Annotated in this window: 1 pseudogene; it reads left to right on the forward strand. The window is 46.3% G+C overall.

The annotated features are described in order from the left end of the window. Nucleotides 1-2,265 (forward strand): annotated as a pseudogene (locus HRQ85_RS26010) (VCBS domain-containing protein); the annotation flags it as partial.

Here is a 2,265-nt window from a genome sequence, read left to right on the forward strand (position 1 = left end):
GGCACCACCCATCAAGTAACGATTACGATAAACGGCACTAACGACAAAGCAATTATTGGTGGAACAAGCTCAGGAGCTGTCACCGAAGAATCTCAATTGCAAACATCCGGTACGTTGACCGTCACTGATATCGATACTGCCATTGCACATTACTGTAACATGGATATAAGAGGCAGCTTAGGTACTCTACATCTGACCGACTCAGGTGCTTGGACGTACGATCTTGATAATACTAACCCTACAGTTCAAGCGTTAGGCGTGAATAAAACAGCCACTGATACTATTGCTGTCCATTCTGCTGACGGCACGCCGCATCAAGTTACGATTACGTTGTTTGGCACTAACGCCAAGGCCACTATGGGTTGAACAACTCCATTCGCCGGCAGCGTAAGATGTCTATAGGAGACAGCTGGTACGTTGACTGTCACTGACGTAGATACTGGCGAGGCACATTTCTCCAACACAGATATTGTAGGCAACTTAGGGACTCTACATCTGACCGATTCTGGTACTTGGACGTACGACCTCGATAACACAAACCCTACAGTTCAAGCATTAAGAAAAGGAGTAACCGCCACCGATACTATTACGATTCATTCTGCTGATGGCACGCCTCATCAAGTGACTATCACGGTGAATGGCACCAATGATGCTGCTTTAATCGGTGGGACAAACTCAGGTGCGGTGACTGAAGAATCTCAATTACAAACATCCGGTACGTTGACTGTCACTGATATCGATACTGGCGAGGCACATTTCTCCAACACAGATATAGTAGGCAACTTGGGGACTCTACATCTGACCGACTCAGGTGCTTGGACTTACGACCTCGATAACACAAATCCTATCGTTCAAGCGTTAGGCGCGAATAAAACAGCTACCGATACTATTACCGTTCACTCTGCAGATGGCACCACCCATCAMGTAACGATTACGATAAACGGCACTAACGACCAAGCACTTATTGGTGGAACAAGCTCAGGAGCTGTCACCGAAGAATCTCAATTGCAAACATCCGGTACGTTGACTGTCACTGATATCGATACTGGCGAGGCACATTTCTCCAACACAGATATAGTAGGCAACTTGGGGACTCTACATCTGACCGACTCAGGTGCTTGGACTTACGATCTTGATAATACTAACCCTACAGTTCAAGCGTTAGGCGTGAATAAAACAGCCACTGATACTATTGCTGTCCATTCTGCTGACGGCACGCCGCATCAAGTTACGATCACGGTGAATGGCACTAACGACAAAGCAATTATTGGTGGAACAAACTCAGGATCTGTCACCGAAGAATCTCAATTGCAAACATCCGGTACGTTGACTGTCACTGACGTAGATACTGGCGAGGCACATTTCTCCAACACAGATATCGTAGGCAACTTAGGTACTCTACATCTGACCGATTCTGGTGCTTGGACGTACGATCTTGATAACACCAATCCTATCGTTCAAGCGTTAGGCGCGAATAAAACAGCTACCGATACTATTACCGTTCACTCTGCAGATGGCACCACCCATCAAGTAACGATTACGATAAACGGCACTAACGACAAAGCAATTATTGGTGGAACAAGCTCAGGAGCTGTCACCGAAGAATCTCAATTGCAAACATCCGGTACGTTGACTGTCACTGATATCGATACTGGCGAGGCACATTTCTCCAACACAGATATAGTAGGCAACTTGGGGACTCTACATCTGACCGACTCAGGTGCTTGGACTTACGATCTTGATAATACTAACCCTACAGTTCAAGCGTTAGGCGTGAATAAAACAGCCACTGATACTATTGCTGTCCATTCTGCTGACGGCACGCCGCATCAAGTTACGATCACGGTGAATGGCACTAACGACAAAGCAATTATTGGTGGAACAAACTCAGGATCTGTCACCGAAGAATCTCAATTGCAAACATCCGGTACGTTGACTGTTACTGACGTGAATCCTCGCGCGGCACGTGTCTCCAACACCGATATCGTAGGCAACTTAGGTACTCTACATCTGACCGATTCTGGTGCTTGGACGTACGATCTTGATAACACCAATCCTATCGTTCAAGCGTTAGGCGTGAATAAAACAGCTACTGATACTATTACTGTTCATTCTGCAGATGGCACGCCCCATCAAGTTACGATCACGCTCTTAGACACTAATGACGCTGCAGTCAAAGATAGAACAAGAACAGGAGCTGGCACCGAAGAATCTAAATTACAAACATCCGGTACGTTGACTGTCACTGATATCGATACTGGCGAG

This window comes from Vibrio sp. Vb339, from assembly GCF_902751245.1.
GTDB classification, from domain to species: domain Bacteria; phylum Pseudomonadota; class Gammaproteobacteria; order Enterobacterales; family Vibrionaceae; genus Vibrio; species Vibrio coralliirubri.